This window comes from Rhizobium sp. BK176 (genome assembly GCF_024808055.1).
Genome location: NZ_JANUBV010000005.1, coordinates 175,803 through 199,810, shown reverse-complemented (window position 1 = coordinate 199,810; position 24,008 = coordinate 175,803). Strand labels below are relative to the sequence as shown.

28 protein-coding genes are annotated in these 24,008 nt (G+C 60.5%); 11 read left to right on the top strand and 17 right to left on the bottom strand.

Translation table 11 applies throughout. The features are described 5' to 3' along the window. Positions 1–33: 33 nt before the first annotated feature. Positions 34–267, top strand: a complete 234-nt coding sequence (locus FHT76_RS18230) for a 4-oxalocrotonate tautomerase family protein (protein WP_183755517.1) — start codon at positions 34–36, stop codon at positions 265–267. Positions 268–376: 109 nt separating this feature from the next. Here the strand turns inward: FHT76_RS18230 and FHT76_RS18225 are convergent, their stop codons facing one another. From FHT76_RS18225 to FHT76_RS18180, 10 genes are all read right to left on the bottom strand, one after another. Next, complete coding sequence (locus FHT76_RS18225; RefSeq protein WP_183861673.1) at positions 377–706, bottom strand: hypothetical protein; 330 nt, start codon at positions 704–706, stop codon at positions 377–379. A 174-nt stretch (positions 707–880) separates the two neighbouring features. Beyond that, positions 881–1,765 carry an intradiol ring-cleavage dioxygenase gene (locus tag FHT76_RS18220; protein WP_114713614.1) on the bottom strand — a complete coding sequence of 295 codons (885 nt, stop codon included), beginning with the start codon at positions 1,763–1,765 and terminating at the stop codon, positions 881–883. A 7-nt stretch (positions 1,766–1,772) separates the two neighbouring features. Next, positions 1,773–3,527: an FAD-dependent monooxygenase gene (locus tag FHT76_RS18215; RefSeq protein WP_183861676.1), complete on the bottom strand. Its 1,755-nt coding sequence runs from the start codon at positions 3,525–3,527 to the stop codon at positions 1,773–1,775. Then, the gene (locus FHT76_RS18210) at positions 3,520–4,608 is read right to left on the bottom strand and encodes a branched-chain amino acid ABC transporter permease (protein ID WP_183861678.1); all 1,089 of its coding nucleotides are present in this window, start codon (positions 4,606–4,608) and stop codon (positions 3,520–3,522) included. Before FHT76_RS18210 ends, FHT76_RS18215 begins: the two co-directional genes overlap by 8 nt. 5 nt (positions 4,609–4,613) lie before the next feature. Beyond that, positions 4,614–5,477: a branched-chain amino acid ABC transporter permease gene (locus tag FHT76_RS18205; RefSeq protein WP_183861680.1), complete on the bottom strand. Its 864-nt coding sequence runs from the start codon at positions 5,475–5,477 to the stop codon at positions 4,614–4,616. After that, positions 5,464–6,183: an ABC transporter ATP-binding protein gene (locus FHT76_RS18200; protein WP_183861681.1), complete on the bottom strand. Its 720-nt coding sequence runs from the start codon at positions 6,181–6,183 to the stop codon at positions 5,464–5,466. Before FHT76_RS18200 ends, FHT76_RS18205 begins: the two co-directional genes overlap by 14 nt. Next, entirely contained in the window at positions 6,183–6,902 is a 720-nt protein-coding gene (locus FHT76_RS18195; RefSeq protein WP_183861683.1) for an ABC transporter ATP-binding protein, read from the bottom strand. The genes FHT76_RS18200 and FHT76_RS18195 overlap by 1 nt, the downstream gene beginning before the upstream one ends. A 62-nt stretch (positions 6,903–6,964) precedes the next feature. Further along, positions 6,965–8,248, bottom strand: coding sequence for an ABC transporter substrate-binding protein (locus FHT76_RS18190; protein WP_259127326.1), 1,284 nt, complete (start codon positions 8,246–8,248; stop codon positions 6,965–6,967). Between the two features lie 32 nt (positions 8,249–8,280). Continuing rightward, positions 8,281–9,342, bottom strand: coding sequence for a maleylacetate reductase (locus FHT76_RS18185; RefSeq protein ID WP_259127329.1), 1,062 nt, complete (start codon positions 9,340–9,342; stop codon positions 8,281–8,283). Beyond that, entirely contained in the window at positions 9,339–10,214 is an 876-nt protein-coding gene (locus FHT76_RS18180) for a dioxygenase (RefSeq protein WP_183861690.1), read from the bottom strand. Before FHT76_RS18180 ends, FHT76_RS18185 begins: the two co-directional genes overlap by 4 nt. Positions 10,215–10,310: 96 nt before the next feature. On the opposite strand from FHT76_RS18180, the gene FHT76_RS18175 reads away from it, so the two are divergent. Next, positions 10,311–11,261, top strand: a complete 951-nt coding sequence (locus tag FHT76_RS18175) for a LysR family transcriptional regulator (RefSeq protein WP_183861692.1) — start codon at positions 10,311–10,313, stop codon at positions 11,259–11,261. Between the two features lie 32 nt (positions 11,262–11,293). On the opposite strand, the gene msrB is transcribed toward FHT76_RS18175, so the two are convergent. The 3 genes from msrB to FHT76_RS18160 all read right to left on the bottom strand — a co-directional run bounded on the left by msrB (position 11,294) and on the right by FHT76_RS18160 (position 13,663). Further along, positions 11,294–11,776 (bottom strand): peptide-methionine (R)-S-oxide reductase MsrB, encoded by a 483-nt coding sequence (msrB, locus tag FHT76_RS18170; RefSeq protein ID WP_183861694.1) that lies wholly within the window; start codon positions 11,774–11,776, stop codon positions 11,294–11,296. A gap of 80 nt (positions 11,777–11,856) precedes the next feature. Further along, positions 11,857–13,143 (bottom strand): epoxide hydrolase family protein, encoded by a 1,287-nt coding sequence (locus FHT76_RS18165; protein WP_183861696.1) that lies wholly within the window; start codon positions 13,141–13,143, stop codon positions 11,857–11,859. Positions 13,144–13,267: 124 nt separating this feature from the next. Beyond that, positions 13,268–13,663, bottom strand: a complete 396-nt coding sequence (locus FHT76_RS18160) for an Ohr family peroxiredoxin (protein ID WP_183861698.1) — start codon at positions 13,661–13,663, stop codon at positions 13,268–13,270. A gap of 147 nt (positions 13,664–13,810) precedes the next feature. On the opposite strand from FHT76_RS18160, the gene FHT76_RS18155 reads away from it, so the two are divergent. Further along, the gene (locus FHT76_RS18155; RefSeq protein WP_183861700.1) at positions 13,811–14,317 is read left to right on the top strand and encodes a MarR family winged helix-turn-helix transcriptional regulator; all 507 of its coding nucleotides are present in this window, start codon (positions 13,811–13,813) and stop codon (positions 14,315–14,317) included. Between the two features lie 113 nt (positions 14,318–14,430). Here the strand turns inward: FHT76_RS18155 and FHT76_RS18150 are convergent, their stop codons facing one another. Continuing rightward, positions 14,431–15,516, bottom strand: a complete 1,086-nt coding sequence (locus FHT76_RS18150) for a DUF3095 family protein (protein WP_183861702.1) — start codon at positions 15,514–15,516, stop codon at positions 14,431–14,433. Between the two features lie 799 nt (positions 15,517–16,315). Between FHT76_RS18150 and rpsU the strand changes: the two genes are divergently transcribed. The 3 genes from rpsU to FHT76_RS18135 all read left to right on the top strand — a co-directional run bounded on the left by rpsU (position 16,316) and on the right by FHT76_RS18135 (position 17,205). Beyond that, positions 16,316–16,552 carry a 30S ribosomal protein S21 gene (rpsU, locus tag FHT76_RS18145; RefSeq protein ID WP_259185759.1) on the top strand — a complete coding sequence of 79 codons (237 nt, stop codon included), beginning with the start codon at positions 16,316–16,318 and terminating at the stop codon, positions 16,550–16,552. Positions 16,553–16,612: 60 nt separating this feature from the next. Then, on the top strand, positions 16,613–16,807 hold the full coding sequence (locus FHT76_RS18140) for a hypothetical protein (protein ID WP_183862015.1): 195 nt from the start codon (positions 16,613–16,615) through the stop codon (positions 16,805–16,807). A gap of 140 nt (positions 16,808–16,947) precedes the next feature. After that, complete coding sequence (locus FHT76_RS18135) at positions 16,948–17,205, top strand: DUF982 domain-containing protein (RefSeq protein ID WP_183755500.1); 258 nt, start codon at positions 16,948–16,950, stop codon at positions 17,203–17,205. Positions 17,206–17,344: 139 nt separating this feature from the next. On the opposite strand, the gene FHT76_RS18130 is transcribed toward FHT76_RS18135, so the two are convergent. After that, positions 17,345–17,659, bottom strand: coding sequence for a DUF2934 domain-containing protein (locus FHT76_RS18130; protein ID WP_183861704.1), 315 nt, complete (start codon positions 17,657–17,659; stop codon positions 17,345–17,347). Positions 17,660–17,845: 186 nt separating this feature from the next. On the opposite strand from FHT76_RS18130, the gene FHT76_RS18125 reads away from it, so the two are divergent. Then, the gene (locus FHT76_RS18125) at positions 17,846–18,106 is read left to right on the top strand and encodes a YMGG-like glycine zipper-containing protein (RefSeq protein WP_016555051.1); all 261 of its coding nucleotides are present in this window, start codon (positions 17,846–17,848) and stop codon (positions 18,104–18,106) included. Between the two features lie 155 nt (positions 18,107–18,261). Here the strand turns inward: FHT76_RS18125 and FHT76_RS18120 are convergent, their stop codons facing one another. Together FHT76_RS18120 and FHT76_RS18115 are read right to left on the bottom strand one after the other, a co-directional pair. Then, positions 18,262–19,020 carry an adenylate/guanylate cyclase domain-containing protein gene (locus tag FHT76_RS18120; RefSeq protein ID WP_259127347.1) on the bottom strand — a complete coding sequence of 253 codons (759 nt, stop codon included), beginning with the start codon at positions 19,018–19,020 and terminating at the stop codon, positions 18,262–18,264. Positions 19,021–19,240: 220 nt separating this feature from the next. Beyond that, positions 19,241–19,897 (bottom strand): hypothetical protein, encoded by a 657-nt coding sequence (locus tag FHT76_RS18115; RefSeq protein ID WP_183861708.1) that lies wholly within the window; start codon positions 19,895–19,897, stop codon positions 19,241–19,243. Positions 19,898–20,335: 438 nt separating this feature from the next. Here FHT76_RS18115 and FHT76_RS18110 point away from each other — a divergent pair, with 438 nt between their 5' ends. From FHT76_RS18110 to FHT76_RS18095, 4 genes are read left to right on the top strand one after another with little or no spacing between them, the layout of a single operon-like run. After that, complete coding sequence (locus FHT76_RS18110) at positions 20,336–20,956, top strand: TetR/AcrR family transcriptional regulator (protein WP_183861710.1); 621 nt, start codon at positions 20,336–20,338, stop codon at positions 20,954–20,956. Then, entirely contained in the window at positions 20,953–21,918 is a 966-nt protein-coding gene (locus FHT76_RS18105; RefSeq protein ID WP_183861712.1) for an HlyD family secretion protein, read from the top strand. Before FHT76_RS18110 ends, FHT76_RS18105 begins: the two co-directional genes overlap by 4 nt. Continuing rightward, positions 21,915–22,865 (top strand): ABC transporter ATP-binding protein, encoded by a 951-nt coding sequence (locus FHT76_RS18100; RefSeq protein ID WP_183861714.1) that lies wholly within the window; start codon positions 21,915–21,917, stop codon positions 22,863–22,865. Before FHT76_RS18105 ends, FHT76_RS18100 begins: the two co-directional genes overlap by 4 nt. After that, positions 22,862–24,004 (top strand): ABC transporter permease, encoded by a 1,143-nt coding sequence (locus tag FHT76_RS18095; RefSeq protein ID WP_183861717.1) that lies wholly within the window; start codon positions 22,862–22,864, stop codon positions 24,002–24,004. Before FHT76_RS18100 ends, FHT76_RS18095 begins: the two co-directional genes overlap by 4 nt. Positions 24,005–24,008: the final 4 nt, after the last annotated feature.

Genomic DNA, 24,008 nt, shown 5'->3' with positions numbered 1-24,008 from the left:
CCCTCAAGTTCAACCTCCAGAAAGGAGACTGCAATGCCCATTGTTACCGTACAAGTGACCCGCGAAGGAACGACGCCCGACCGCACTTCGGTCACCGCCGAGGAAAAGGCCGCGATCATCAAGGGCGTCAGCCAGGTATTGCTCGACGTCCTCAACAAGCCTCTTGAATCGACCTATGTAGTCATCGAGGAAGTCGATCTCGACAATTGGGGCTGGGGTGGACTGCCGACCGCGCAGTATCGAAAACAGCGAGCTGCAAAGTCTTGAAAAGCGAGACCCGCTGTCGGATACCGGCGGCGGGTTCGTTTGGCCTCCTCCTTCGACCACCGCAAAATCTTGCAGCTTGACGTTTGCCCGCACCGGTAGGCCCTCTCAGTCAACGCGCCGGCTGACTCTGCTGAAGATCTTGAAATCCGACCTCGGGGCACCCGCGCACATTGGCGAAAGTGATCTCGCGGCGATCACCCCACCCTGTCAGCCCTCGCAGCGTCAGAACATTCTCGTCGCGATAGACGAGATCCGTGCGGTAGATGCCGGCGCGTCGGGCCCTGTTGGTCGCTTGACTGACGTTACAGGTGCCCTCTGATGGCTCCACGTGCCAAGTGCTCGTACCCCTGCCATCGGGATTCCAGCCGTCCGCGGCACCTGCCACAACCGGTAGCAAGGCTGCGAAAGTCAACAAGGTTACACGGAACGCGGCTTTCATGATCCCTACCCGGTTGCGCTACACTGGAACGCTCCGCGCCAAGATAGACGGACTGTGGCGCAGCGCAATCGCGTCGGGGCGACCCACACGCCATCTACAGACAAAAGGTACCGGACTCGTGCGGCAGCGTTGATGATCGGTTAACGTCGCCGCACAGTCGTCTGGCTGATCACCTCATCGCTTCGCCCGAGCAAGCACGAAGTCGTGCTTCACCTCCCAGAAGTCGCCGGCAAACTGATACTGTTTCGAGCGTTCGGCATCGGTTGTTCGGCGAAATTCGGCGAGCAGGCTTTCCTTAACGCCAAACACCGCATCGGAGTCGATGTAGGGATCGTCGGGATCGAAGATGTGCGTGATCAGTGTTTCGAAGCCGTCTGCCTTGATGATGTAGTGCAGATGCGCGGGTCGATTGGGGTGGCGCCCTAGCGCCTTCAGCATCTGCCCCACCGGACCATCGTAGGGGATCGGATAGTATTTTGGCTTCACCGCCCGGAACCAATAGTGCCCGTCCGGCCCGGTCCGGAACACGCCGCGCAGATTGAAATCCGGCTGAATGCCCTTCTGCTGGACATCGTAGAAGCCCTCGTCGTTGGCCTGCCATACATCAAGGACCGCGTTGGCGATCGGCCGTCCATCGGTATCCAGTATCCTGCCTTCGATGACCATGTCCTCGCCCTTCTGGTCGAGGCAGATGTTCGCACCCATCGGCAGTTCCGGTGCGTCGGCAACATGAAACGGGCCGAGTACCGTGCTTTCCGAGGCACCCGACGGTTTGCGGTTGTTGATCGCATCGACCAGCATCGACACCCCGAGCGTGTCGGAAAGCAGGATGAATTCCTGCCGCCACTCGTTGCACATCTGCCCGGTGCGCGTGAGGAAGAGAATGGCTTGCATCCACTCGTCCTGCGTCGGCTCGATCTCCTTCACTGCTTCGTGGAGTTTTCGGGTGATGACCTCCATCACCTGTTTCAGGCGTTCGTCCTTGGCGTTCTTGTTGCGGCCGGTCACGACGGCGACCGAATCTTCTTCCGTGAAGAAGCCCTTTTCATGCGCTTCCATGTTGCTCTCACTTATCAAGAATGGATTTCAGGACGCGGCGCAATTCGGCTTCCGGATTGGAAACCATCTCGTCCGCGCGCCAGGCGACGTGGTGGTCGGGACGTACCAGAATGGCGCCGGAATCTCGCACCTCTCGCGCGTTGGCCCAATCGCCAACAAGGTCCTGCCATTGCTGGCGCGGCCCGATGACGTGCGTGGTGATCCGGATGTTGAACTCCTTCGCGAGCGCCTTAGCGGCCGCAGCCCAGCCGTCGCCGCCAATGCCGGTCAGAATGGTGAAGGTGCCATGGCCGGCCAGATCGAGGGTCGAAGCTTTCTCGCCGCTCTGATTGAACAACCAGGCGTGCGGCAATCGAGCGCCGGGCCATGTTGTTGGCTGATAGTGCAGCTCCGGATCCTTCGCAAAGGCGGGTTCGGGTCGGCCGTCCGCTACAATGCCGGCCGACTTGTAGCGCTGGTTCATCTCGACGCCATGCGCATCGAATTCATAGACCTTGTAGGCAATCGCATCGCGGATCGCCTTACGCTGCTTTTCCGCGTCTGGCGTGTCCTGGCAGCGCGCATCCATATTCTCTTGCATCTTAACGGGATCGACCGAGTCCAATAGGCCAAGCGCCTTGAAGATTGGGCCGAACTCTTCAATCGACTTGTTCGCCCGCGTCACGATCTGCTTGGCGACAGGCGCACGTTCGGCATTGTAGCTATCAAGCAGTCCCGACCCGGCCTGTCCCTTCAGGACCATCGACAGCTTCCATGCGAGGTTGAAGGCATCCTGAATTGACGTATTGGAGCCCAGCCCGTTCGACGGGGGGTGGCGATGCGTCGCGTCGCCCATGCAGAAAACGCGTCCGTTCGACATCGTCGTCGCGTACATGTTGTTGACGGTCCAGGTCGACACCGACTTGATCTTTGGCTGAAGCTCCTGATCGCCGACGAGTTCGCGCACAACCTTGATGGCGAAATCCTCGGTCACCTCAGGCGCCGGCTGGTTGATGTCGTAACCCCAGACAATCAGCCATTCGTTCCACGGCCGCACCATGCGCACGAGCCCCATGCCGATGCCGCCGACATCAGCGCCCGGCTGCAGCACCCAATAGAGCACGGAGGGCCGATGCGCGACATGGCGCGACAGATCAGCCTCGAACAATATGTTCATCGAGCCGCCGACGCCCATCTTGCCTTCGAAGGCAAGGCCCGCATGTTCCGCCACCTTCGAATTGCCGCCATCGGCGCCAACCAGGAACTTGGATCGGACGGTAAATTCCTTACCGGTCAGCCGATCAAGACAGGTGGTCGTGACACCATCGGCATCCTGCTCATGGCTGATATATTCGCACGACATGCGCGCCTGCGTGCCGCGCGAGCAGGCGGTCTTGAAGAGCAGCGGCTCCATGAAGGTTTGCGGCAGATCGTTCATCAGGCTCGGCGAAGAGAGCTGATGCTCGGCACGAGACAGCGGATGCTTACCCCAGCTCTTCATGCGGCCGATTTCCTCACCGGTCAGCGAGGTGCAGAAGACGTTCTCGCCCATCAGGTCCTGCTCTGCGGCAAACATGTAGGCTTCATCCTCGACGTCCCGACCGAGGTCGCGCAGAACCTCCATCGTACGCTGATTGGTGATGTGGGCGCGCGGCGTGGTCGCAAGCCAGCGATAGCGATTGATCACCATGTTCTCGACGCCGTAGGTCGACAGCAGCGCCGCGGTTGCCGAGCCTGCCGGGCCCGTTCCGATGATGAGTACGTCCGTTGTGATATCAGCCATTTGGCCCTCCTATCTTCTTGTGTCCGAGAGGTCCGCCTTTGAGGATGCGGCGAACCGGAAACAGCTGGATGCCGGTGCGATCGGAGAACAGCCCCCACAACCCGCGCGGGGCGAGCAGCATCGTGACGATCGCAACCAGGCCGAGGATCAGGAGATACCAGGAGCCATAGCCGGCAAGCAGGTTTTGCAGCAGGAAAAAGACGATGACGCCGACGATCGGGCCTTCGACTGTGCCGATGCCGCCGATGACGACGATAAAGATCACGTAGGCGGTCCAGTCGATCACCGAGAAGGCGGCGTCCGGGGAGATGCGCTGCTTCTGGACATAGATCAGCGCTCCACAGCAGCCGGTCAGAAATGCCGCCGTCAGGTAAACCATGGTCTTCATCCGACGGGCATCGACGCCAACGGCTCGGGCCGCTTGCTCATTGTCGCGAACTGCGGCAAGGCCCAGCCCATGTCGTGAGCGCAGCAGCCAGTAGATGGCTCCAATCGTCAGCAACGCGAGCACCAGCGCAAGCCAGTAGGTCAGCGCATCGCCGGCCTCCGCCGACTTCATGCGGAACAAGGATTTCAACAAATCGATGCCGATCATCTCGCGCGTCGCATCACGGGGGAGCGAGGTGCCGGTGCCGCCGCCAAGCGCCTTCCATTGCGCAAAGAGCAGACGCCCCACCTCGGCGATGACCCATGTGCCAATGGCAAAATAGGGACCGTAGAGGCGAAAGGTGAAGAAGGCCGTCGGTGCCGCAACGATTGCCGCGAAGAACCCGGCGACGATGACCGCCGCCACCGGGTCGAGCCCGAGCAGGCTGACCAGCGCAAACATCGCGTAAGCGCCGCATCCGACGAAGAGCTGCTGGCCGACCGAAATCAGACCAGCATATCCGGCAAGCAGATTCCAGCATTGTGCCAACACGAGCATCGTAAGGATGAAGAACAGATCCTGAACAGCGCCCCGCGACACCAGCAGTGGCGCAAGAAAGGCGAGGATCACGACCACTGTGGCGATAACCGCGAATGCCACCGAGGCGCCGGTGCGGGTCTCGACTTTGAAGGTTGGTGCGAGCAACTGTTCCATGACGCTCAATCCACTGCGCGCGGGAAGAGGCCGCGCGGCTTGAAGAGGAGGACGAGAAGAAAGGCGAGATGCCCGGCGAGAATCTGCCATTCCGGATTGACGGCAGCACCGATCGTCTGCGCGACACCAAGGATGATACCGCCGGCGAGCGTCCCCCAGAGGGAACCCAAGCCACCGATGATCACGGCCTCGAAGGCGTAGATCAGCCGCGCCGGTCCGGACGTGGGATCAAAATTGGCGCGCGTTCCCAGGAAGAGTGCAGCAATCGTCACCACCACCATGGCAAGACCGGTCGCCATGGCGAAAATCCGTTGCGGCCGGATGCCCATCAGGCCCGCCGTGGTGACGTCGTCGGATGTGGCACGAAAGGCCCGGCCGACGGAGGTCCGGTAGATCAGTTGGTTCAGCGCAACGATGGCGAGGACCGCCGAGCCAAAGGTGAGCAGCGGCATGACACCGACATTGATCGGCCCTAGTGAAACGGAGGCAGTCTCGAGCGTGCCGGCCGAAATCCGCCGGCTGTCAGCCGTAAATCCTTCCAACAAGCCGTTCTGGATCACGATGGAAAGACCGAACGTCACCAGCAGCGGCGGCAGGATATCCTTTCCGAGCGTGCGGTTGAGCAGGTGGTATTGCAGCACCCAACCGGCCGCGAACATGAGAGGCACCGCAACCAGCGCGGCAACAAAAGGATGAAGCCCCAGCAGGGAAACAAGCAGCAGGATCAGAAAGGCCGCGAAGACAATCAGGTCGCCATGAGCCAGATTGACCAGCCGCATGATGCCGAAGACGAGGCTGAGCCCCGCCGCAAAAAGCGCATAGAGCCCACCGAGCAGGATGCCCTGTGCTATCGTATCAAGCCAGTTCATGACCATCCGCTCCGAAGTAAGCCTTGTGAATAGCCTCTTGATCGAGGTCGCATGGCTTGCCGGAGAGCGTGATGCGACCCTCCATCATGCAATAGACCCGATTGGACACCTTGAGCGCCTGGGCGATATCCTGCTCGACGATGATGATGGCCGCGCCGGTTTCGCGGATCCGTGGAAAGGCGGCGTAGATGTCGCGCACCACGACCGGCGCCAATCCGAGGCTGATCTCATCGCAAAGCAGTACATCCGGATTGGACATCAATGCCCTGCCGATCGCCACCATCTGCTGCTGGCCGCCGGAGAGCGCGGTTGCGGGGCTGCGCCGTCGCTCCTTGAGGATCGGGAACAGTGCATAAATGCTGTCGAGCGTCCAGGGACCTGAGGTCTTGCGGCCGTAGGTCCCGACCAGCAGGTTCTCCTCGACGGTCAAGGACGGAAACAAACGCCGGCCTTCGGGTACCATGGCGATCCCGCGTGCCATAACGTCGGGAGCTCCGAGGGCGCCGATCGCTTCTCCGCGATAACGGATGGAGTCCGGCTCGTTCTTCAGGACGCCGGAAAGCGAGCGCATGAGCGTAGTCTTGCCGGCGCCGTTTGCGCCGATGATTGCCAGCGTTTCGCCCTCATCAAGGCCGATTTCGACGCCGAACAGCGCCTGGAAATCGCCGTAGGAAGCCGTCAGGGCGTGGGTTTCAAGCAGAGCCATCAGACCTCGATCCCTAGGTAGATTTCACGCACTTCCATCGAATTCATGATCTCGTCTGGTTTTCCGATGCCGATCACTCGGCCGAAATGCAACACGAGCAGGCGTCCGACCACGGCGTTCAGCGCATGCAGGACATGCTCGATCCAGATCACCGCAATGCCTTTGTTATGCAGGCCACGGATGGTGGCGACCAGCGCCCGGCATTCGCCCTCCGTCAGTCCGCCAGCGATCTCGTCGAGCAGCAAGAGTTTCGGATTGGTTGCCATCGCGCGGGCGAGTTCCAGCCGCTTACGCTGCAGCAGCGTCAGGCTTCCAGCCGTGGCATTGGCCTTGTCGATCAGGCCAGTGTCGATGAGGATTTCCGCGCAGCGATCCGTGACCTCCCCTTCCCGTTTTTGCGCGCCGAAGGACCCTGCCACCAGCAGATTCTCGAACACGGTCAGCTGATCGAAGGGTTGCGGGATCTGGAACGTGCGGCCCATACCCGCAAAGCACCGTGCCATCGGCGGGGTCTTGGTTACGTCGGAGCCTATGAAACGGATTGTCCCTTTGTCTGCCGCAATATTCCCGGTGATCAGGTTGAAGAGGGTCGACTTTCCGGCGCCGTTGGGGCCGATGATTCCAAGCGCCTCCCCTTCCTCCACGGCAAAGGAAATCTGCTCGGCGACCGTCAACGCGCCAAACTTCTTCGAGACACCTTCCAGTTCCAGTATTGGCATCCATCTCTCTCCCATTAGGGAGCCGCCTCCACGGCTCCCTCGATCCGCAAGCGCCGATGCGCTCAGGCGATCGGCTCCATCTTTCCGCCAGTCGGAATGTTCGGGGCGGTAGCGTTCTCGACAATGATCAGATCATAACCCTTGCCACCCTGCTTCAGTCGCCACTGGCCTCCGACGAGCGGTGTCTTCGCAACGTTCTTCTGGGCGAACGGCGGCAGCTTGTCGTTGCCCCAGGCGACCGGCCCAACGAGCGTATCGAGCTTCGTTTCGCCGATGACCTTGGCAACCGCCTCGCCGTCGCCGGGTTCGTCGGCGCGCTTCATGACATCGACCGCGAGCTCGAACAGGGCGTGGGCAAAGCCGATCGGCTGCGTCCAGGGACGGCCCGTCGCCTTGGTGAAGGCGTCGGCGACCTGCGCTGCGGTCTCGCCCGTCAACGACGACTTGAAGGGATGGCTTGGCGTCCACCACACTTCGGTCGAAAGATTGTGGCCGGCATCGCCGAGCGATTCCACTGTTTGCGGGAAAAGCAGTGCCTTGCCGACCGAGGCGACCTTCGGCTTGAAGCCCTGCTGCTTCGCCTGGTTCCAGAAGGTTGTAAGGTCTGGCGGGATGACGACGCCGGTAACGATCTCGGCGTTCGCCTGCTTGAAGGCGTTGATCTGCGCGGAAAAATCGTCCGAAAGGTTCTGGAAACGGCCGGGATCGGTCAGCGTATAGCCAAGCTTTTCGAGTACCGGCGGGAAGCCGACGACCTTGTCCCCCCAGGCATTGCCATCGCCATCGTTGGGGAAGAGCCCACCGACCTTCTTGTTGGTCTCGACCTGGCCCCACATGCCGGTGAAGACGGCAATGATATCCTCGAGTCCCCAGAAGAAGTGATAGGCGAAGTTGAACGGTTTCCAGGAATTCGGGTCGCCGGGATTGGCCTGCTGGCCAATGAACCATGGCTGCCACGGTGCCACCGTCGAAATGCACGGCATTTCTTCCGCTTCACAGGTGGTCGACACCGGATTGGTCGTCTCCGGCGTCGAGGAAACGAGCACCAGGTTCACCTCGTCGGTGACGATCAGCTCCTTGGTCACCTCGGCGGCGCGATTGGGATTGGACTGGCTATCCTTGACGACAACCTGATAGTCGAGACCCATCTTCTTTGTCGTCGCGAGAAAGTTCTCGATGACGAACTTGTCGGCCTCGCCGAACGCGGCGAGCGGCCCCGTTTGCGGGCTGACGTAGCCGAGCTTGATGGAGCTCTTCTGCGCAAGCGCAGGCAAGGCCAGCCCGGACGTGGCGGCGAGTACGCCGGTGGCCGCCGTCTGTTTCAGGAAATCGCGTCTGGTTGTCATTTCATTCTCCTCCCATTCCCCCTTGTGTAATGTCAGTTCTCCGGCCTGCGGCCCTCCCAGGCCTGCTGCAGCAGCGCGCGGATCGACGACCGATCAATCGGTCGCGGATTCCAATAAGGATTCTCGACAGCGATCTGGCTTGCCTTGTCGAGATCGGCCTCGGTCAGGCCGAGATCACGGAGAGCCAGCGGCGCGCCGATCGACTTTGCGAAATCCCAGAGCCCCCCACCGACCGAGCCGCCGAAAATCTCCGCGACAGGCTGAAGAAGCTCCGGCAGTGCAACGCCATTGAAGCCCGCGGTATGCGGCAGCATGATCGCATGCGTTTCCGCATGCGGCGTGTCGAAGGTGCCGCCAAGCGTGTGGCAAATCTTGTGGTGCAGCGCCATGCCGACCGTGCCGAGGACCGTGCCGCAAAGCCAGGCGCCATAGAGCCCCTCCGCGCGTGCCTCGATATCGTTTGGCACCGTCGCGATCTTCGGAAGTGCTGACCGGAAGGCACGCAAGCCTTCGACGGCCATGAGCGTCGAGATCGGGTTGCGGTCCTGCGCGTAGAGCGCTTCGACGGCATGGGCCATGGCGTTCAGACCGGAGGTCATCGACATACCGACCGGTAGGCCGGTTGTCAGCGTGGCATCGTAGATCACCACCTCAGGCAGGATCTTCGCCCCCTTCACTGTCGTCTTGCGACCGCCCTCGGTCTGACCAAGGATCGGGGTGACCTCTGACCCTGCGTAGGTCGTTGGAATGACAACCTGCGGCAGGTCGGTGCGGTAGGCGATGGCCTTTCCCAGGCCTGTCGTCGAGCCGCCGCCGAGCGACACGACGCAGTCGGCGCGGCTTTCCTCAACCACTCTCATGGCCGTTTCGGTTACATCGACAGGCGTATGCATCACCGCACCGCTGAACACGCCGACGGCCAGCGGCCCGATCCTTGCGGCCAGCGCCTCGGCATCGCCCTTCTGTTGCGGCGTGGAGAGGACTAGTGCCCTCCGGCAGCCAATCTTCTCGATCCAGCTTCCCACCTCTTGGCTCGCGCCTTCGCCGAAGACGATGTGGGCCGGGCTGCCAGCATAGTGGAATGACAGGCTCATCGTGTTTTCTCCGGTCTTGCGCGCACCATCACGAAGGTGAAATCGACCTGCTTCATCTGCGACACATCTCCGTTGGCCGGGCGAAAGTCGCGGACGAGCTCAGGCTTGACGCCAAACAGCGCATCCTCATGGAGATGCGGATCATTGCGATCGTAGACATGCGTGGTGATCGTCTCGAACCCTGCCGCCCGCACGACAAAATGAAGGTGCGCTGGCCGATGCAGGGGATAGCCCGCCGCCGCCAACAAATGCCCGACAGGGCCATCGTCCGGAACGCTGTACCCCTTCGGCATGACCGTCCGGTAGTTGACGCATCCATTGGCATCGGCACGGAAAAGGCCACGCAGGTTATGCTCAGGCTGCAGGTCCGGCTGCTGGTTCTCGTAGAGACCCTGGGCATTGGCCTGCCAGGTAATAAGTTCGACCGAGGGAACGGGCTGTCCATCGAGATCGACGATCCGGGCAGAGATGCAAAGCGGCTCTCCCACCCCATCGAGCGAAATCGAACTCCCCAGCGGGCGCTCCGGCACATCGCTACGAAAGAACGGGCCTCGGATCGTGTTGGGCGTGGCGCCCTTCGGTCGTCTCGAATTGATCTCCTCCACGAGAGCGGAGGCTCCGATCAGATCGGCGAGCAGCACCCATTCCTGACGGCGTTCATCGGAGGCATGCCCGACTTCCGTCAGAAACGCGATGACGTTGCGCCACTCGTCCTGGGTGGGTCGGAATTCCTTGATCAGTTCATGAGCGTGCTTGACGATCGCAGCCATGAGACGTGGCAGCTGGCCACCTTTTCCCGAAGGCATGCGCTCGGCAAACACGTCCGAAGACGTCGCCTCACTGAAAATAAGCGCATCGGCTGCCGTCGGCATGCGTCTCTCCCAAAACCGCATCGTTGGTGAGAATAAGCTAGCAGTCCTGCAGCGGCCGATTGATGATTTGATTCAGCTTTAATATAACGGATCGTTATGAAGATAGACGAACGACACTTGATCCAGCTTGCCGCCGTGGTCAAGACCGGTGGCGTGACCGAGGGAGCAGCCCTTCTCGGGCTCGCGCAACCGGCTGTATCACGCACGCTGTCGATGCTTGAAATGCGTCTCGGCGAACCACTGTTCATCAAAGGCCGCAGGCCGCTGCAGCCGACACCCCTTTGCCTCTCGCTGTCGGAGCAAGGGCTGGTAATGCTGGCGGCGTCTCGCAAGGCGTCCGACCTCGTGGAAAGCTTTCGCGTCGGCAAAAGCGGCGTCGTGCGCGTCGGAGGCACGCCCTTCTTCATGGATGCGCTGATCGCCGGGCTCTGCGCCGAGTTTCAGGTTACTCGCCCTGATGTTCGGATCGATCAAACCTACGGCTACTTTCCGGATCTCCGTGCCGCACTGAAGGCCGACCAGATCGATCTTGCCATCTGCCCGATCGACATTCTCGACGAAGGATCCGGCCTGGAGTTCCAACAGATCCTGCCGGGGCGCAATGTGATCGCCTGCCGCGTCACACATCCCCTCTTGCTCAAGCGCCGCCTGCAACCCAGTCAGCTTCTCGATTATCCCTGGGTCGCTCCGCCGCCCGGCAGCCCCCTCCTGGCCGATCTCAGAGCCCTGCTGCTTTCCTTTGGGGGAACCGAGATCAAGGTCCGCTATTCCGGCGGTTCATTGATGAGTGTGCTCAACTATCTCAAGGCGGCGGACGCGCTCACTGTGATGCCACACAGCGTCGTCTTCGCATTGCGCAAGGAAAAATCCATCACCGCCCTACCGTTGACGATCCCGCATCCGGAGAGGGCGCTGGCAATCCTCACGCGTGCGGATTCGGTGCGGTCACCAGCAGTCGACCAATTCGTGCAACATATCCGCTCAGGCTTCGAAAGCCTGCGCCACCTCATCAAACGGCATGAGGAAGCGGTGGTCTGGGGGCGGTAGCGGCTTACCGCTACCGCCGTGGTGGCAATCAACTACCGCGCAGGTTTGCCTTCTGGACCGCCGCGGCCAAGCTTGTCAGGAAGCGGCTCGCCCTTCGGTGTGAATTCGAGCGATCCTGAATTGATGCAGAAACGCTCGCCCGTCGGAGGCGGGCCATCCGGGAAGACGTGCCCCTGATGCGCACCGCACCGTGCGCAAACGATCTCGGTCCTGACGATGCCGTAGCGCGTGTCGCGAATACGCCGCAGATGATCGCTTTCGACAGGGGCGGTGAAACTCGGCCAGCCGGTGCCACTCTCGAATTTCTCGACGGCCTTGAACAGGGGAAGGCCGCAAAGGCGACACGTATAAAGCCCTTCGCGGTGCTCATGCAGAAACACCCCACAGAACGGCGCCTCCTCCCCATGCTCGAGCAGCAAATGGCGGTCCTCCTCGCTGAGCTCCGCCACAAGCTCCTGCATCTGGTCTCGCGTTGGAGGAGTAAGATCGAATCCAAAATCGACGACATCACGCATCTTGGTCTCCTGGGTGTTCCGGCGATTTCCGGAACACAGTTTAATGTTACGAGAGGACGGATGACGCCATCCGGGTGTGGCTATGACCGCAACGTCCGGAAGGCGGTCCTAACCTCCTCGGAGAAGGCCTCTGGCTGTTCCCAGGCGGCAAAATGACCGCCCTTGTCGAGCTTGTTGAAGTGGATGAGCTTGGGATAGGCCCGCTCCACCCAGCTGCGCGGAGCCGCATAGATCTCGTCCGGGAAGACGCTGACAGCGACCGGTATCTGGAGATTCTTGACTGCGAAGAAGGCGAGCTTGTTTTCCCAATAGAGTCGCGCCGACGAGACGGCGGTATTCGTCAACCAGTAGAGCGTGACGTTGTCGAGGATGTCGTCTCGCGTCAGGCCTTCCGCTTTCCCGTCGAAGACACGGGCGATCATTTCGTAACTGCGGATATCGTGATCGAGCATCCATGCGGCGAGACCAACAGGCGAATCCGCGATTCCATAAAGCGTCTGCGGGCGGTTCGCCATTTCGAGCGCATAGCCAAGGCCATGCTTGTAGAAATCGTCGAGCTGCGCGTAGGCGTGCTGTTCATCCGCCGAGAGACCTGCCGGCGGTTTGCCGCCGAGCTGCAATGCCGCGGCAACGTCATCGGGAACGGTGGCCGGCATATTCACGTGAATGCCGATCAATTGCGGCGGTGCAATCACCGCCATCTGTTCCGAAACGGCATCGCCCCAATCACCGCCCTGGGCGACATAGCGCGTGTATCCAAGCCGATCCATCAGCTCGATCCAGGCATGCGCAATGCGAATGGGGTCCCAACCCGTCTTCGTCGGCTTGCCCGAGAAGCCGTGACCGGGCAGCGACGGGATGACCAAGTGGAACGCGTCCGAGGCCTGGCCGCCGTGCGCCGTCGGGTCGGTTAGCGGTTCGATGATCTTCAACTGCTCGATGATCGAGCCGGGCCAGCCATGTGTGACGATCAGGGGCAAAGCGTCTTCGTGCTTGGAGCGAACATGGATGAAGTGAATATCCAGCCCGTCGATCGTGGTCATGAACTGCGGCAGGGCGTTCAGCCGGGCCTCGACCTTGCGCCAGTCGTAGTCGTTTGCCCAGTATTCCGCCAGCTTTCGCGTCGTTGCGTACTGGACGCCCTGTGAACTGTCGTTGACGGTTTCCTGTTCCGGCCATCGGGTGGCGTTGATGCGCTGGCGCAGGTCTGCGAGCTGCGCGTCGGTTGCCTTGAACTGGAAGGGCCGGATTGCGTTGCCGTTGCCGGCCGCAGCAACGAACGAAGCCGGCAAGAGACTGACTGCACCCGCAACCGCCGCAGAAGCGAGCAGGCTCCGTCGAGTGACCGATGATAATAGAGCTGACATGACGTCCTCCTAAGTGTTCAGGTTCATTCGGGTGCCTGGCGCATTCTTCGCAAAGGCCGGGCGCTTCCATGCACGATGGTTAAGATCGGCGATGCCTTGATATCGGCGTCGCTACGAGCCTCGCTCAGACGAGGGTCAGCGACACGTCGATGTTGCCGCGGGTTGCCTTGGAGTACGGGCAGATCTCGTGCGCTGCATGCATCAGCTCCTCTGCGACACCGCGCTCGATGCCTGGCACGCTCACATTGAGGCGCGCCCGCAGAAAGAAGGAACCTCCGTCGACGTTCAGATCGATTTCCGTATCGATCTCAGGATCGACGGGCAGCTTGATCTTCCTCTGTGACGCCGCGAGCTCGATCGCGCCAATGAAGCAGGCCGACCATGCTGCACCAAAGAGATGCTCGGCGGCCGGATGCGGCTGCGAAAGCTGAAGATTCAGCTCGCCATCGCCGCTGCGGGTGAAACCGTCGCGACCGCCCTTGTTGTGAGTCTTGCCGGAAAAAAGAAGCTTCTCAGTCATCACAAAATCCTTCGCTTTACTCTTTTGATCGCATCCGCCTAGATCGGATGCGATTGAAATAGTTAAGCAGAAAGTCGATATCAATAGCATTGCGATTTAATCGGATGCGATTTATATATAGAACAAACAATCGAACAGGATATCCTTATGTCCACGTCCAAAACCGCAAAAACCCTAGAGACTGGGATGCCCTCCTCCGGCGAGACCGAGAGCAACGACAAGAAGCTCTCGAACTTCCTTTGCTTCGCCGTGTATTCGGCAAACCTTGCCTTCGGGCGCGCCTACAAGCCGATTCTGGATAAGCTGAATCTGACCTATACGCAGTACATCGCGATGGTGGCGCTTTCCGAGCAGGACGACCAGACCGTGGGAGCGCTCGGCGAAAAGCTGTTCCTGGAGTCAAACACGCTGACCCCGATGCTGAAGAAACTTGAAACTCTCGGCTATATCCAGCGCAAACGTGATTCCGCTGACGAGCGGCAAGTGCGCCTGAGCCTGACGCCGGCTGGACGCGATCTCGTCGCGGCTGATCCCGGCGCACCACTCGTCGAAGCCACGGGCCTCGGGGAGGATTTTCCCGTCGTTCAGAAATCCGTCGTGCGTCTACGCAACAACCTGCTGAAGAGAACGCAGGACAACGCCACGAAGCGCTGATTTCAATGCAATTGAGCGCCTGTTTCGGCGCTCAACTCCCCTTTGCGCAAATGTTCGCGCGATAAAAAGCGCCGGCCTTTGGACCGACGCCCGTTGCGACAGGAGCCCTCGTCCTACCGCGATGACACCAAGGGAAGCAGTTCTGCCTCCATCATCTCGGCTGCCTTGGCATACCCGCCGCCCATGCCATCCAGGAAGTGCAAGTGCGACTCGGGGCGCCCGGAAGGCACGAAGCAGGTCATCAACGCGTGAGACTGGCGGTGCAGTCCGAAGTTAATCTCGCCACGCGCCTTTGCGGCAACGAGCATGGCTTCGACAGTTTCGATCTGCTCCGGCGTGCAGTCGAGCGTAAGACGCAGGCCATCGTCGTACTTGCGAAAGTCCGAGTTTGAAGCAACCGCTGACCAGCCTTCGATATCCAAAGACCTAGTACCGTCCCTGGGAACGGCTGTATCCCGGGACAAAGGTTGGGCGTGCTGCGCGCCGGCCTCCAGAACGGAAAGCACGCAACCGGCCAGCGACGCAAAGGCCTCAGGACTGGTATGTTCATATGGTTCGACCAACAGCGACAGGATCTCGCCTCGCTGGCTGGGAAACGGCTTCCAATCACAGGTCAGCCCGGTCAGATCAGGCTCCGTCGTGTAGCTGCCCGGCTTCACCAGGTACCGCCCCCTCTTGATTTGCCGCTCGGCCCACTTGAGACCACCGCCGGCAAACATCGCGTAAGTTGCACTTTCAGAGGCGGCATACCGTGCGATGCGCACATCATGCCCGTTCGAACGGATTTCGCCGACAGTCAGCAAACCGACGCGAAGGGCAAGGTCAAGACTGCTCCTTGCGAAGTTTGCGACCTGCCGCATTGCCGAAATCGCGGTCATGATCCCATGCGGCGGTAGCGCGAACGCAGCCCCGTCGCCGCGAAACACAAAGGGAAAATCGAAGTCGCCCCAGGCATTTCCGACTGCGGCGATCACCGACGCACCAGCGTAGTTGACGTCTTCGTACCGCCCCGACTTGATCGCCGACGTCGAACTGACCACATCGGTGATGCCGATCAGCCAATCATCGGGCAACGCTTCGTAGACGGAGGGATCGAGCATCTTCGTGAACTCGCCATAGGCCGGGGACGCGTTCGGATGATTGCCGGCCGTCAGGGCATCTGCTTGCGCGATTGTAGTGCCCGATTCCATCGAGGGCATGAACCTGTTCCCGTGCCACATAGACAAATCCCTTCGCTGAATTCAATTCGCGCACCAGTAACTCGTATGCGCCGTAAATAAACGGAAGGGGCAACAATGTCAATATGCGATTTAATCGGATACGATCGTAATGCGTGGGCGAATCACTGCTGGGACACCGGCAGCGCGATAGAGACATCATCCGAAATAGGGTCGGTACGAGCCACGTTTTCGTGATTCAAACCCACGATACCACCGAAAGGCTCATATGCACCGCCCCCGTGCCCCCAAAGTACATGTGGATTACCGTATCTGGTAAATTCCATGTTCCGTCACTTCGAGTAGCATGTGCTTGGATGATTACATTTCCTAGTCATCAAGAGGTCACTGCAAAACTCACATCGTCTGTTTTGCGGTGACCTCGCCAAAACCCTCGACACGACCGGCACCTAAACGGCGCTTCGAACGGAAGCCTTGCAACGCGCGTTCCGTGTTCCCATCTTAGGTCGGTCACCCAAAACTCTAACTGACATGGTCGACGCGACAGCGTCGCATTTTGCTGTGTTTCCTCCGTTCGCGTGATGGAAGCCGAGGGCGCCATGTCGAAATGCCGCCTACGCGGCAAAGGACTTTAATTGAACAAACCAAACACGCCTGCTGCTCCGGCAGCGTGTCCGCGCGAGCGCGATGACGCTGCTCGCCACCCGGACGAGAACTGGAAACCTTACCCCTGCCTACTCACGCGTCGTGAATTGCAGGAATTGATTGCCGAACAGCTTGGCTGAGAGGCATGCCGACCCTCAAGAACAAGGAGAAAAACATGCAGGTCATCGTCAGAGATAACAACGTCGAACAGGCCATGCGCGCATTGAAGAAAAAGATGCAGCGCGGGGGGCTCTTCCGCGAAATGAAGGCACGCAAAGCCTACGAGAAACCATCGGAGCGCCGCGTACGCGAACGGGCGCAGGCTATCGCCAGACAGCGCAAAGCCGCCCGGAAGAGATTGCAGCGGGAGGGCCTCCTGGCCTCGCCCAAACGGCGCCCGTCGGCCCGATAATTTGTCACGATGCTGTCGCCGACGTCGTCGGTGACAGCCCCAACCCGAGAAGGGTCAATGATGGAAGAACTGCATAGCCTGACTGTTTCGGATGAACGGCTGGAAGATTGCCGCGATGTGATCGAACCGGATCTCCAGGATCTGATCCGAACGACAATTGCCTCCGGCTTTACCGCCGAAGAGGTACTGATCGCAATAAGCGAGCTCGTGGCCGAGGACTACGCGGTCTTAGCCAAGCTGCCGAGTGTCCACTGATTAGTCCGCGCCGACTGGTCGACGGTTGCCTCGGCCAGTATGTGCATGAGGAACAAGATACTCCGACATGACGGGTGTTGATCGGTTGCGACGAATACCTACATCCCCGGTATCGCTTGTTGGCAACGAGGAGGTTCATCATGAACACTATCAGCCACGCAACCGAACCAAGATGGGCCGCGCCGGTGGCTATCCGGATTGGCGCGCGCCCCTCCGAGCATATCCATGGTCCGGCAGAAGCGGTTGACTATCTGGAACACAGGTGGCCGATCGAAAACAGCATGCATCTGGAAGCGGCGAAGCGCAGATGTGTGGAAGCCATGAACTATCTCGCGCACCTGGAAGCCTCCAGAGACGCTTTCGTTGCAGCCGCAGTGGAGGCCAAGGTGCTGGCGTAGCCCCGCTTTGGGCGAGGGTGGCTGAGATGATTTGGCCACCTTCCGCAGATCACGCGCAAATCCCATCACACGCCCCGGCGGCGCACGTCATATGGCACGGATACATCCTCCTACAGCGACCAACGCTGCGGGGTATGATCTAGTGTGTCGTCACGGACTTCGGAGACCGAGCGCGACGAGGCTTGTCCCCCGGAGCCGCGGTTATTGCGATGGCAGCCACCTTTGTCTTCTTTCCTGGCTGCTTTTCGGCCGCGGATTTCGCCGGTGCGCGCGGCTTGGCGGATTTAGCCTTGGCAGTCAACTTTGTCGAAACGCGAGCGGCCGCGGCATCGACCTGCTCGCCGAATTCCTTGAAAGCCTGCAGCCAATGCTTCATGTCCTGGCCGTGGGGGCGGCCTTCCTGCTCCCAGATCTCGTAGGCGCGGTGACGGATTTTCTCTTCACGCTCGTTCATCACAGGGATCCTGCTCTTCGTTGCAACCCGATCTTAACTGGCGCAAGCAGCCCATTAGGCAATGGAGGCCCGGCATCGATTGATCGAAAGAAGCCGGCGTGGGCAGCCGGTTAAAGCAGCGATTGTCTTTTCCGAAATGCCCCTATCTACCAATGCGCGTGCGACCTCAATCAGAAGGAAAACGACATGAAACGTCTATCGATTTTGCTGCTTCTGGCAGGAGTGACGCTTGCCGGATGCACCCCGACTGAGCAGGGCTTAGGCATTGGTGCCGCCTCGGGCGCAGTCATCGGCGGCGTGGCGACCGGAAATGTCCGCGGTGCCGCAGTGGGCGCCGCAATCGGTGGCGCCGCTGGCGCCGTCATCGGCAACGTCGCCGGGCAGCCTGGCCAGTGCTACTATCGGGATCGCTATGGCCGTCGATATGTCGCCTCCTGCCCGCGCTGAGGACAATGCAGCATAGCATCTATACGTCAAGGCGCCGACTTCGCGCGTGCCCTCCAATCCGATCGCCTCGGATCGCGACCGTGGTTCTAGCAACCTGACCTTGGTCGCGATAACTGCGCGATGCTTGGTGGGCGCGGGAGGTGCACGAGTGCAAATCAAGTCCCAACCAACACGCTCGCCTGCACCGGCAGTTCTATGCCCTTCAGGGTGAGCGGACGGACGTGCGCCCCGCCCGCCAGCGGCCCGGCCTGAACGACCGTTTCCGGCGACATGACGATCTCGCCTGCGCCCGCCTGAGATTCCAATCTGGCCGCCAGATTGACAGCGCCGCCGATCGCCGTGAAATCGCTCCGGAAGCTCGAAAACTCACCGATTTCAACCTCGCCGCTGTGGATCCCAACTCCCACACCCACGTGGTGATCCACATCCAAAGCTTCGAGGGCCGTCTTGCAGCGCCGTTGTATATCCATCGCAGCCATGACAGCGGCAGCCGCGTGATCCTTTCTCAATATGGGAAAATTGAAGATCGCCATCAATCCGTCGCCCATCGGCTTGTTGACGATCCCGTCATGAGCCCAGACCGCCTGCGCGCATCGATCCTGAAACAAGCTGACGATGTCACTCAATCTGACCGGTTCGATCTGCTCGGAAAGAGCCGTGAACCCTCTGATGTCGGCGAACAGAATGGTGACCGTGGCGGCGATATGGCGCTGTTTCTTGACATAGCGAAACGAGCGCTCGCAAATCGTGCAGATGTTCGGGTTCATCTTGCTGCGGGTAACACCAAACATGCGGAACGGCAGCGCGAGCGCACCCCGGATCGGGATCGGCACGCGCATTTGATCCCAGCACCCACGGCAGATTTGCGCGTCGCGGTGATTGGTCGGATCTGTGGAATCGGAGGCTGTTGTCATGGTCTAGGCTGCCCCGGCAGACGTCCGCTGTTCCCTTGCATGCGCAAACTTCTGACATTTGAGCGTGTTTGGCAACTTAGGGAGGAAACGGCTACCACGACAGCGCAAGGGACGCCGCGGCGACGCCGGGGCAACGCTCGCCGGGTTTATCGAGGCAATGGTTCTCGGACGGAAGAGGGCGCCGCTTCGCGCCCTCCCACTGAAATCCTGTGCCGTTCCGCTAAGGCATCGACACGACCATCTTGCAGAGTTTCGTGAGGCTCGCCTCATATCCGCCCGAGCGTAGCACGTCCTTGCAACGGAGCTTTGCTTTCGCCCGATCCATGGCCGACATGTCGTTGATAGCTGTCAACGCCGGCTTGGTAGGCGATGAACCGCCTAAACCGCTCGCTCCATTCGCGCCAACGGAACCGCCAGGACCGCCGGACCCGCCTGAATTGGGATCATTTACCGAAGGCACCCCAAGCCTGGCATCGAGCAGCGTATTTCCGCCCGCCCCTACCGTCGCGTTGGCGGTCGCAAGCCTGGAGCCCCCGACATTAGCGTTGACATCAGCATTGATGCCGCCGGAGCCGCCAACACTGGCCGTCGTACTGACACCGATCCTGCTGCTGCTCCCGCCGACAGATGTATTGCTATTGATGCCCCTGGCCCCGCCCACCGAAGCATCGACGCCAAGTCCACCGCTGGATCTGCCGCCGATGTTGGCGTTGATGCCACTTGCACCCCCGACGGACACGCCGAGGCCTCCATTGCTATTGCTGCCGATACTGACCCCATTGTTGCCGCCGATATCCAAGGCGTCTGCCTGCATCGGAACGATAATGGTCGCGCAGCCAAGCGCCACCGCGGCAACGGCCGATTTATAGCACTGCATTGTCATCCTCCATTGTCTCCAGCCGAGGCCCAATGCTTCGGCAAAGAAAAATGAAGCGCGCACTTCATGCTCGTCGGTTGAGCAACCAAGAGTGGGTGTCCATCTGCCGATCTACACCTATAAAAACATTCGAACCCCCTAATGTTCCGTCAAATTCGCGTATAGGTTAATTATTTCTCTGCACACGCCTCTAAACCCCTCCTTTGGATTGAGTCGATATCGTTTCCGCTGCGAATACCTCGCTGCGCCCTATCCGTGCGACACCCCTCCTAGCCAACCGATCGGCAATCGCTGAAGTCGGCGTCTCGGGGCTTTTCCATATCCTGTTCCTTCTGGTTTCGAAACTGCGAGCAGATGCGCTCCGTCGGACAACCGTTGCAAACAGCCACCCATTGTGTTAATGACTGTCCAGTCAGTCATATTGAAGGCTAAGAATGAATGCCAGAGAAAAAACGCGAGAGACGAGACCCTGAGCTACGTCGGGCCGAGATCCTGAAGGCTGCCCTTGCCTGTTTTGCAGAACGCGGGTTCGCAGCAACACGCATGGAGGATGTCGCTGCGCGGGCCGGCATCGCCAAGGGTACGGTCTACCTGCACTTCCCCGACAAGGAGCGGCTGTTTATCGAGCTTGTGTCCGGCATCGCCTCACCAATCCTTGGCGAGGTCGGCGGCATGATCCAGAACGAGACGATCCCGGCGCGCACCGTGGTCTCCATGTTCTATTCCCTCTTCAAGCGCGAAGTCCTCGAGACCGAGCGTCGCCACATGCTGCGGCTGATCCTCGCCGAAGGCCCGATGTTTCCTGTTGTAACCGAGTTCTACCATCGCGAAATCATCACCAAGGGTCTCGCGATCCTGCGCGTCGTGCTTGGACGCGCTGCAGCTCGCGGTGAATTGCGCAATCCTGCAGTCGCAGAAGTGCCGCAACTGGTCATGGCTCCCGCCTTGATGACGGTCGTTTGGGCAACGCTTTTTGAGGGGTACGAGCACCTCGACGCGCAGAAACTTCTCGACACGTTCCTCAACACGATCTTCGTGCCGGAAGGAGGCGCGAAATGAAACGGCTCCTTATTGTCGCGATCGTGGCCGCTGCGGCGCTCGCCACCCTGCCTCTTCTGTTCTCCGACAAGTCGCAGCGCGCCTACCAGGGCTGGGTCGAGGCCGACACGCTGTTCATTGGCGCCGACACGAGCGGTCGCGTGGTCAAGCTCGATGTCGCCGAAGGCCAGGCAATTGCTCCCGGCGAACCGCTCTTCAGCCTGGATTCTCAAACCGAGGAGGCCGCTGTTGGCTCGGCACGCGCGTCGCTTGCCCGGCTGCAGGCCGAACTCGAACTCGCCGAGGCGGCCCAGAAGCGCCCGGAGGAGATGGACATGCTGCGCGCCAGCGAACGCGAGGCAGTCGCACGGCTGGCGCTTGCGTCGCAGGACCTCGACCGCACCCGCGTTCTGGTCGAACGTGGTACGGCGACACAGGCCCGTCTCGATACCGCAACGGCCACCGAGGCTGCCAACCGTGCCGCTCTCGATAATGTCCGCAGCCAAATCACGCTTGGCAACATGCCTGCCCGCGTCGAGATGCTGCGCCAAGCGCGGCAGGCCGTTGCCGCGGCGAAAGCGGACCTCGCGTCAGCAGAAGCCGCGCTCGCCCGCCGTTTCGTCTCGGCTCCAGCAGTCGGCAGTATCGAGACCATCTATTACCGCGCCGGCGAGGTTGTCCCTGCCGGCCGGCCGATCGTCGCGCTCCTGCCGCCCGAGAACGTCCGTATTCGCTTCTTCGTGCCCGAGACCGAGATCGCGCTGTTCTCGCTGGATCAATCGATCCGCGTCGCCTGCAATGCCTGCCAGCCAACCGATGCGAAGATCAGCTTCATCTCAAAGACTGTCGAATATACGCCGCCGGTCATCTATAGTCTCGAGGAGCGCGCCAAACTCGTCTACCGCGTCGAGGCGATCCCCGCCGATGCAAAGGCACTGCGCCCCGGCCAGCCGGTGGATGTCACTGCGGGAGCCCGCCCATGAGCGACACGGCACCGGCCGTCGACAGTCCTGAGACTGTGATCGATGTCCATCATCTCACCAAGACTTTCGGCAGCCGCAAGGTCGTCGACGACGTATCGATGTCGGTAAAAAAGGGCCGGATTCACGGCTTTCTCGGACCGAACGGTTCCGGCAAGACGACGACGATCCGCATGCTTTGCGGCCTGCTGACGCCAGACAGCGGTGACGGCACTTGCCTTGGCTTCGACATCCTCACCGAGAGCGACCGCATCCGTCGCCGCGTCGGCTACATGACGCAGAAATTTTCGCTCTACCAGGATCTCTCGATCCGGGAGAACCTTGAGTTCGTCGCCCGCGTCTACGGCCTTGCCGATGCTCGCGGCAAAGCCACTGCTGCGATTGAACGTTTGGGCCTGAAGGGCCGCGAGGGGCAGCTTGCTGGAGAGCTCTCCGGTGGCTGGAAGCAGCGGCTCGCGCTGGGCGCCTGCATCCTACCTGAACCGGCATTGCTTCTCCTCGACGAGCCTACGGCAGGCGTCGATCCCAAGGCGCGCCGTGACTTCTGGAATGAGATTCACGCGCTTGCCGCCGAAGGCCTCTCCGTCCTGGTGTCCACCCACTACATGGACGAGGCAGAGCGTTGCCATGAGATCGCCTATATCGCCTATGGCAAATTGCTTGCGCAGGGAACGGTGGACGAGGTGATCGCCGGCACCGGGCTCGTCACCTGGACTGTTTCGGGAACGGACGTGCACCGCCTTCAATCAGAACTCGAGAACCAGCCAGGCGTCGACATGATCGCCCCGTTCGGGACGAGCTTGCATGTTGCCGGCCGGGACCCACAGGCGCTCGAAAATGCAATCGCGCCCTATCGGGAACGGCCCGATCTCAAGTGGCAAAAGGGCGAAGCGACGCTGGAGGATGCCTTCATCGACCTGATGCGCCGCTCCGAGGACAATTTCCAATGACAACGACGAACGGCCACGGCATCTCATTCGGGCGCTTCTGGGCGATGACCATCAAGGAATTCATCCAGATGACCCGCGACCGCATAACGCTGGCAACGATGGTTGCCTTGCCGATCATGCAGCTGTTCCTATTTGGCTTTGCCATCAACACGACGCCGCACAACCTGCCGACCGCAGTGCTGATGCGCGAAAACACCGATGTCGGCCGGTCGATTTTGGCGGCCCTTGCGAACACCGATTTCTTCGAGATCCGTTCCGTCGTAACCCGAGCCGAAGACATGGATTCGCTTCTGGAATCCGGCAAGGTGCTGTTCGTCGTGGAGATTCCCGAGGGATTCGAACGCTCACTTCGCCGCGGTGATACGCCTTCACTGCTGGTCGCCGCCGATGCGACCGATCCCGTCGCGTCAAGCTCGGCTTTGGGTGCGCTTTCAGGCATCGTGACGTCGGCGCTTGTGAACGACCGGCAGGTCGAGTTCACCGAGCCGACCAAGCCCGCGTTTTCCATCGTCCAGCACCGTCGCTACAATCCAGCCGGTTCATCCACCCTGAACATCGTGCCTGGCCTGCTTGGTACCATCCTAACCATGACATTGCTGATTTTCACGGCCCTCTCGGTTACCCGGGAAGTGGAACGCGGCACGATGGAGAACCTGCTTTCGATGCCGATCAAGCCGCTCGAAATCATGCTGGGCAAGATCACGCCCTATGTGCTGATCGGCCTTGTCCAGTCGCTGCTGATCATCACCGCCGGTCTGCTCGTTTTCGGAGTGCCAATTCTCGGCAATCCTGCTTCGCTGGCAGCCGCGACCACGCTTTTCGTCATCACCAATCTCTCGATCGGCTACACCTTCTCGACGATCGCGGCCAATCAGCTGCAGGCCATGCAGATGGCGATGATGTTCTTCCTGCCGAATATTCTGTTGTCTGGCTTCATGTTCCCGTTCGCCGGGATGCCGAAATGGGCGCAATGGATCGGTGAGGCCCTGCCCCTCACCCACTACATCCGCATCGTCAGGGCGATCATGCTGAAGGGCGCCAGTATCGAAACGCTTGCTTATGACACCATCGCCCTCGCCTGCCTGATGGGTGTGGCCATGCTCATCGCCGTCCGCCGCTTCCGCCGGACCTTGGACTAGGAGT

Bases quoted from the DNA above. Each gene is read 5' to 3' on its own strand.
- FHT76_RS18230 (WP_183755517.1), top strand. From the start codon at position 34: ATGCCCATTGTTACCGTACAAGTGACCCGCGAAGGAACGACGCCCGAC.
- FHT76_RS18225 (WP_183861673.1), bottom strand. From the start codon at position 706: ATGAAAGCCGCGTTCCGTGTAACCTTGTTGACTTTCGCAGCCTTGCTA.
- FHT76_RS18220 (WP_114713614.1), bottom strand. From the start codon at position 1,765: ATGGAAGCGCATGAAAAGGGCTTCTTCACGGAAGAAGATTCGGTCGCC.
- FHT76_RS18215 (WP_183861676.1), bottom strand. From the start codon at position 3,527: ATGGCTGATATCACAACGGACGTACTCATCATCGGAACGGGCCCGGCA.
- FHT76_RS18210 (WP_183861678.1), bottom strand. From the start codon at position 4,608: ATGGAACAGTTGCTCGCACCAACCTTCAAAGTCGAGACCCGCACCGGC.
- FHT76_RS18205 (WP_183861680.1), bottom strand. From the start codon at position 5,477: ATGAACTGGCTTGATACGATAGCACAGGGCATCCTGCTCGGTGGGCTC.
- FHT76_RS18200 (WP_183861681.1), bottom strand. From the start codon at position 6,183: ATGGCTCTGCTTGAAACCCACGCCCTGACGGCTTCCTACGGCGATTTC.
- FHT76_RS18195 (WP_183861683.1), bottom strand. From the start codon at position 6,902: ATGCCAATACTGGAACTGGAAGGTGTCTCGAAGAAGTTTGGCGCGTTG.
- FHT76_RS18190 (WP_259127326.1), bottom strand. From the start codon at position 8,248: ATGACAACCAGACGCGATTTCCTGAAACAGACGGCGGCCACCGGCGTA.
- FHT76_RS18185 (WP_259127329.1), bottom strand. From the start codon at position 9,342: ATGAGCCTGTCATTCCACTATGCTGGCAGCCCGGCCCACATCGTCTTC.
- FHT76_RS18180 (WP_183861690.1), bottom strand. From the start codon at position 10,214: ATGCCGACGGCAGCCGATGCGCTTATTTTCAGTGAGGCGACGTCTTCG.
- FHT76_RS18175 (WP_183861692.1), top strand. From the start codon at position 10,311: ATGAAGATAGACGAACGACACTTGATCCAGCTTGCCGCCGTGGTCAAG.
- msrB (WP_183861694.1), bottom strand. From the start codon at position 11,776: ATGCGTGATGTCGTCGATTTTGGATTCGATCTTACTCCTCCAACGCGA.
- FHT76_RS18165 (WP_183861696.1), bottom strand. From the start codon at position 13,143: ATGTCAGCTCTATTATCATCGGTCACTCGACGGAGCCTGCTCGCTTCT.
- FHT76_RS18160 (WP_183861698.1), bottom strand. From the start codon at position 13,663: ATGACTGAGAAGCTTCTTTTTTCCGGCAAGACTCACAACAAGGGCGGT.
- FHT76_RS18155 (WP_183861700.1), top strand. From the start codon at position 13,811: ATGTCCACGTCCAAAACCGCAAAAACCCTAGAGACTGGGATGCCCTCC.
- FHT76_RS18150 (WP_183861702.1), bottom strand. From the start codon at position 15,516: ATGCCCTCGATGGAATCGGGCACTACAATCGCGCAAGCAGATGCCCTG.
- rpsU (WP_259185759.1), top strand. From the start codon at position 16,316: ATGCAGGTCATCGTCAGAGATAACAACGTCGAACAGGCCATGCGCGCA.
- FHT76_RS18140 (WP_183862015.1), top strand. From the start codon at position 16,613: ATGGAAGAACTGCATAGCCTGACTGTTTCGGATGAACGGCTGGAAGAT.
- FHT76_RS18135 (WP_183755500.1), top strand. From the start codon at position 16,948: ATGAACACTATCAGCCACGCAACCGAACCAAGATGGGCCGCGCCGGTG.
- FHT76_RS18130 (WP_183861704.1), bottom strand. From the start codon at position 17,659: ATGAACGAGCGTGAAGAGAAAATCCGTCACCGCGCCTACGAGATCTGG.
- FHT76_RS18125 (WP_016555051.1), top strand. From the start codon at position 17,846: ATGAAACGTCTATCGATTTTGCTGCTTCTGGCAGGAGTGACGCTTGCC.
- FHT76_RS18120 (WP_259127347.1), bottom strand. From the start codon at position 19,020: ATGACAACAGCCTCCGATTCCACAGATCCGACCAATCACCGCGACGCG.
- FHT76_RS18115 (WP_183861708.1), bottom strand. From the start codon at position 19,897: ATGCAGTGCTATAAATCGGCCGTTGCCGCGGTGGCGCTTGGCTGCGCG.
- FHT76_RS18110 (WP_183861710.1), top strand. From the start codon at position 20,336: ATGCCAGAGAAAAAACGCGAGAGACGAGACCCTGAGCTACGTCGGGCC.
- FHT76_RS18105 (WP_183861712.1), top strand. From the start codon at position 20,953: ATGAAACGGCTCCTTATTGTCGCGATCGTGGCCGCTGCGGCGCTCGCC.
- FHT76_RS18100 (WP_183861714.1), top strand. From the start codon at position 21,915: ATGAGCGACACGGCACCGGCCGTCGACAGTCCTGAGACTGTGATCGAT.
- FHT76_RS18095 (WP_183861717.1), top strand. From the start codon at position 22,862: ATGACAACGACGAACGGCCACGGCATCTCATTCGGGCGCTTCTGGGCG.